Source organism: Halalkalibacter urbisdiaboli (assembly GCF_002156385.1).
In the GTDB taxonomy this organism is placed as follows: Bacteria; Bacillota; Bacilli; order Bacillales; family Bacillaceae_D; genus Halalkalibacter_A; species Halalkalibacter_A urbisdiaboli.
Genome location: NZ_MVJM01000007.1, coordinates 64175 through 70174, shown reverse-complemented (window position 1 = coordinate 70174; position 6000 = coordinate 64175). Strand labels below are relative to the sequence as shown.

Below are 6000 nucleotides of genomic sequence, written 5' to 3'. Positions count from 1 at the left end.
ATAATCCAGTAAGACCCCTCAGAGATGATGAGGTTGATAGGTCTGGTGTGGAAGCGTGGCGACACGTGGAGCTGACAGATACTAATCGGTCGAGGACTTATCCAATATATTCTTGACATATGTCACACTCAGATTGTGACTTGTTTACACATTATCTAGTTTTGAGAGAATCATCTCAACATTCTTAGTTTGACAAAGAGAACCAAGAAGTTCGAGGAAGCAAGTGACTGAGGAATGGAGCGTACACCCGTACGTGACACGACCGAAGATCACGCAGCTGACGAAGAAATTCGCCGGTTATCTGAAGTCAAAAAGTTTGGTGGCGATAGCGAAGAGGTCACACCCGTTCCCATGCCGAACACGGTCGTTAAGCTCTTTTGCGCCGATGGTAGTTGGGGGATTCCCCCTGCGAGAGTAGGACGTTGCCAGGCAGAAAAAGCATAACCGATTGGGTTATGCTTTTTTGTTGTACAAAAAAATTTATTTGTACATATTGATTGCTTGGAATAAAATTGTATCTTTCTTTCAGAGGATTTCAAAAATAGAATACTCGGTCAAAAAAGTACTATTGTCTTCAAAAACCTTGAATTGCAAGGATTTTTCATTTGCAAAAAAGTCCAATAGACAGGTGATTGGTCGGGTGCTACTATGTACCAGATTGGTCGACTTTTTACCGAACAACAAATAAATTATAGAAGGGGTGAGAGGGTAAACGAATGTCGAAGCAGGATGTTTCAATCAATACCCTGTATTATTTAAAATGTATTTTTTGAATCCGCTTACAAAAGAAATCGGGGGTTGTTTAAACTCGTCTTCTACTAAAACATCATCTTGTTTGTTCGGAAGAAACGTTATTACTGACCATTAAATGCTGTTTTTCAAAGGTGGTGATCTTACTGCGGTTTGAACTAATTCACCAAAAGATTCGATGACAAACAAGCCATAATGGAAAGTAAGTTGTAGCATTCTAAGGAGAACGGAGCAAGAAAATTCATCCTTGATACAAAATAGTCTAAGGAGTGAAATGAATAAGTGGGAAATCACAAAAAAACGAGAAAAATCTTTTCTGTTATTCTGACATTTTGTCTTATTTTTTCCAATTTGTCATTTGCCATAGCGAATGATCTGAATACGAGCATCGATCGTAATTTTCACATATTAGCAAGTTCTGATTTTGAAGATAACGATACATGGGGTTTTTTACCAGGGGGAGGAACGACTGCTGAAGTAGAGGCTGAAGAAGATGGGAATAAATACTTAGAAGCTACTGGTAATGGGAGTGGAAATCGTACGATCGCAAAAACTTTAGATAATCCTACGGCAGATTCCGAGGTGCTATTTACCTTTGACTGGAAGCCGGAGAATGTTTCTACGGATTTAAATTCCAGTGAAATTACATTCGGTGATATTAACGGGAATGCCATTTTTCGACTGGTTAAAGCTGGTGGAACAGATGGTGAAATTAAGTATGAGGTTGGAACGAATGGCACAGATCTAACAGGAGCTGAGTCTGTAACGAATGTAAGTACAGACGGGAGCTGGTTGTCTGTCGAAGTATTATTTGATTTTAATGATGAAAGCGCTTCACTGACTGTTCATGATAAAAATGATAAAACAAAGAGCTTTACTGCTTCCGGTATTGATTTTAGCTTAATAAACTATGTAAACAATCTAGCTGAAATTTCAATCAACGGTAATCGAGCTAGCGGCAATAATCTCAGTTTTGTTACTGGATTAGATAATGTTTCAATTTACGGATCGGGTGAACAGGCACCGGATCAAGGAGAACAAAACATTGATTCGATCGTATCGGAGTATGAAACAGAGTTAACGATTCCTAAAGACGTAGTAAAGGAAGATGTTATTTCATTTTTTCCGAACGTATTTGATGTGCAACTTGAGAATGATGTTGTTATTGAGGTGAACGTAGACTGGGAAAGTACTGATTATGATTCAACTAAATTAGGTGTATATACTTTTACGGGTGCATTAAGTACGGAGAATGTTCCGAACGTCGGAAACGCAAACGACATTGAAGCCAATGTGACTGTAACGGTTGCTGAAGCTACTGATATGCCTAAGGTTGAAGGGTATGAAGGTGTTTACTACAGTGATTTTGGTGACACGGTTGAAGTCACTCCTGTAAACTGGGGATTTACGACTGCTGCTGCTACTCTTTCCATTAATAAGGATGATATTGCTGGAAATGACACGTCGAAGCTAGAATATAGCATCGTTGATCAATCTGGCGGCCGTGTTGCTACAAAGAATTTTGATTCAGATGTAAAAGGCTCGGAGATTCTAGTTAAATTTGACTGGTATCCAGGGAAGAACAATGATAAAGGTGAAAGAGCTTATGAAAATGGTGGCGAATTTAGAATCATTGATAGCTCGGGTAATACAGTATTTACGATAAACAATACGAATAATGTGCCTTTAACGTATTTTGCAGGTGCTCAGGTTCCTGTTGAAACAGGAATTACAGAGCCTGAAGCATGGTATGGTGTAGAGGTTACGATTGATTTAGTTCGTAATGAGGTAACGTTAACGTTCACAGAGAAAGAAACAGGTGAAACCGAAGAACATGTGTCTTCTCTAGAAGGTGTTGCTTTTGATGGTTCTGTAGCTACTGTAAGACTAGTAGGTATCCGTACATCTGGTAATAATCATACGTGGACGACGTACCTTGATAATTTCGGAGTTTATAGTGTACCAATTTCTGATAATACGATTACAAAGGTAGATAAATTATCTTACCATCGAGTTTATGTAGATGAAACAACTGGAGACATTGCTTCAATCGGCTTACCAGAAACAGTTTCTGTAACGCTTGCAGATAATAGTAAAGAAGAAATTGCTGTCAGTGAATGGGAAGAAGTTGGGAAGCAATGGAATCCAAGTGTAGCAGGGGTATACGAGTTTGTAGGGACTCTTGCTGAAACAGACGGTGTAGAGAATGATTTTAACAGATCGGCAAAGATCTATGTTTACAATCGTTTGACTCCACCTGAAACAGAACGTCAAACAGAATGGCTTGATAGAGGCGTTATCGCTCTCAAGTCGGAGGATGGAATTTTTGTTAGCTGGCGTTTATTAGCAGATGAATATGATGAAGATGTGAAATTTAATGTGTATCGTGATGAAGAGAAACTAACTGCTGAACCTTTAACTGTGACAAATTTCGTTGATCCAGAAGGTGTTGCTGGAGATACTTATACAGTTGAAACACTAGTAAAAGGTAAATCTATTGAAAAGCATAAAGTTGATGCAGCAGGTACAGATTATCTATCAATCCCAATGCAACAGCCAGAGGGTGGAACGACTGCAACAGGTGATTACACATATAATGTAAATGATTCCGGTGTAGGCGATTTAGACGGTGATGGTGAGTATGAGGTTATCGTAAAATGGTATCCGTCTAATGCTATTGATAGCTCACAAGAAGGAATGACAGGTCCAACGATTTTTGATGCATATAAATTGGATGGTACACTTTTATGGCGTATAAATATGGGGCATAATCTTACATCTGGTGCCCATTATCACCAATTTGTTATAGCTGATTTTGATGCGAATGGTAAGAGTGAATTCCTTATTAAAACGGCAGATGGAACAACGTCATACGGAACTACAGGTGGTACGTTCGATAGCAGTAAAGTATTAAGTGTTATCGGAAACCCGGAAGATGACGGAAAATGGGTTAATGAGCGTGGCCATGTTTACGGTGGACCTGAGTATATGTCTGTGTTCGATGGAGAAACAGGCGAAGTCATTGATACGATTGATTATGCATTTCCACTTGGAGACGTTGCTTCATGGGGGGATACATGGCACAATCGTTCAGACAGATTCCTTTCTGGATTAGCTTACCTTGACGGAGTGAAACCAAGTGCAATATATGGTAGAGGTTACTATGCTAAAACAACCTTTGTAGCATATAGTTTAGTCGATGGTGAACTAATAGAGGAATGGACGTTTGATTCAGACGAAGTAGGTCGAGGTGGTGGTTTAGGATACCATAGTCTTGCCACTGGCGATGTCGACAATGATGGTTTCGATGAAATTATCGCAGGTTCTTTAACGCTTGATCATGACGGTACGATTCTTTATGCGATGGATGGTGAAATGGGACGTGAAAACGGGTCCCATGGTGATGCCCTTCATGTAGGTGCGTTTGACCCTGATCGTGAAGGTCTTCATGTTTTTGCTGTCCACGAAGTTCCGGCAGTTGGCTCTGTTGAGTATCATGATGGAGCAACAGGGGAAACTCTTATGTCGTATTTTGCTTATAAGGACGCTGGACGTGGAGTAGCAGCAAACATTACCTCTCAACCTGGATACGAGTTCTGGGGAACTGGAGGTCCAGATGTTGAAACAGGTGGAGGAATCTATAATGTACAGGGGCATGTTGTAGCTGACAGCTTTAGAGATGCTGGTCTTTCTGTTAACTTTGCTACCTACTGGGATGGAGACCTATTAAGAGAATTACTCGATGACACGTCAATTACAAAATTTAACGAAGAAACAGGTAAATCAGAGCTTGTTAGAAATTTTGAAGGCGTTGTAAGTAATAATGGAACAAAAGCGACGCCAACATTACAGGCAGATATCATTGGAGACTGGCGTGAAGAGGTTCTCCTACCTACAACGGATAGTTCAGAGCTTAGAATATTCAGTACCACTATTCCTACTGATTATAGGCTCTATACGCTGATGCACGATTCAGTATATAGAATGGGAATTGCGTGGCAGAATTCAGGCTACAACCAGCCGCCTCATATCGGTTTCTATCTAGGTGAAGATAAAAGAGAAGCGGTACTTGGTGGGGAATTAGATGCGCCGAGTGTCAAGTACACAGCAAGTCTATATTCGATGAAGCATACTGTAAATCTTGAATTAACTGATCAAGAGGATACTGTATTAAAGAATAAACTTAGTCAGGCACAGCACCAATTAAACAATGGAAGACCAGACCAGGCTTCCAAGCATATGAAGGATTTTATTAAACACCTCGAAAAAAGCAGTTTGAACGATGATGTGAAATCTAAGCTGAAAGCAGATGCTCTTTTATTAATTAAGGCTTGGAAGTAAGGGGACGGTTCAGATTCAGTGAAAAAGTCTCCAAACACTAAGCAGTTAAGTTAATCAGATCTATAAATACCCCTAAATGGTATAACCAGTACAGTTAAATACCAAACTATTTAGGGGTTTTTTCATGTTTTGACACGAACCAAAAATCTTTCCGTATTATAAATTCAAAATCCAAAAAATATATGCTTAAGAAAGAATCTATTTACTAAAATTTGTGGGGGAAGTGTAGTATAGATACCAGTTATAACGTTAGTAAGTACTAAGTGATGGTACCTAACTAAAAGTTGCCTTCTTTAATTGTTATGTTGATATAAATAAATTAGAAAACAATTATATTAGGAAAGCAGCGGGAGTGAGATATTAATATGTTGCTATTGTCTATGAAGTATGATAGATTATTAAATCTAGCCGCAAAAAATAATTTTAAAATAACTATTGCGCAGAACTTTATAACGTGGTATATTATTACTTGTCACTAACAACGGATTTAATAATCCTAAAAAAACTTTTAAAAAGTTGTTGCGCAGAACAAATTATTGTGTTATGATAATATATGTCGCTGATGAGTGACAAACAAGTTCTTTGAAAACTGAACAAAAGCCAAGCGAAAAAGAGAGATAGTTTAAATGTTCTTTTCATTTAAACCAATCTCGTCAATTTATTATTTATTCGAGCTAATCAGCTCACCATTTTTATGGAGAGTTTGATCCTGGCTCAGGACGAACGCTGGCGGCGTGCCTAATACATGCAAGTCGAGCGGACTGATTAAGAGCTTGCTCTTATGACGTTAGCGGCGGACGGGTGAGTAACACGTGGGCAACCTGCCCCTTAGACTGGGATAACATCGAGAAATCGGTGCTAATACCGGGTAAGAGATGCAACCGCATGGTTGTGTCATAAAAGATGGCT

At 39.1% G+C, this 6000-nt stretch carries 1 protein-coding gene and 2 rRNA genes; all 3 read left to right on the top strand.

Features of this window, described 5'->3' with window-relative positions:
• Positions 1-105: ribosomal RNA gene (locus tag B1R93_RS21800) — 23S ribosomal RNA — on the top strand; the annotation flags it as partial.
• A gap of 210 nt (positions 106-315) precedes the next feature.
• Positions 316-431: ribosomal RNA gene (gene rrf / locus B1R93_RS21795) — 5S ribosomal RNA — on the top strand.
• Between the two features lie 601 nt (positions 432-1032).
• Positions 1033-5091, top strand: a complete 4059-nt coding sequence (locus B1R93_RS21790; protein WP_133058699.1) for a rhamnogalacturonan lyase family protein — start codon at positions 1033-1035, stop codon at positions 5089-5091.
• The last annotated feature ends 909 nt before the right edge of the window (positions 5092-6000 follow it).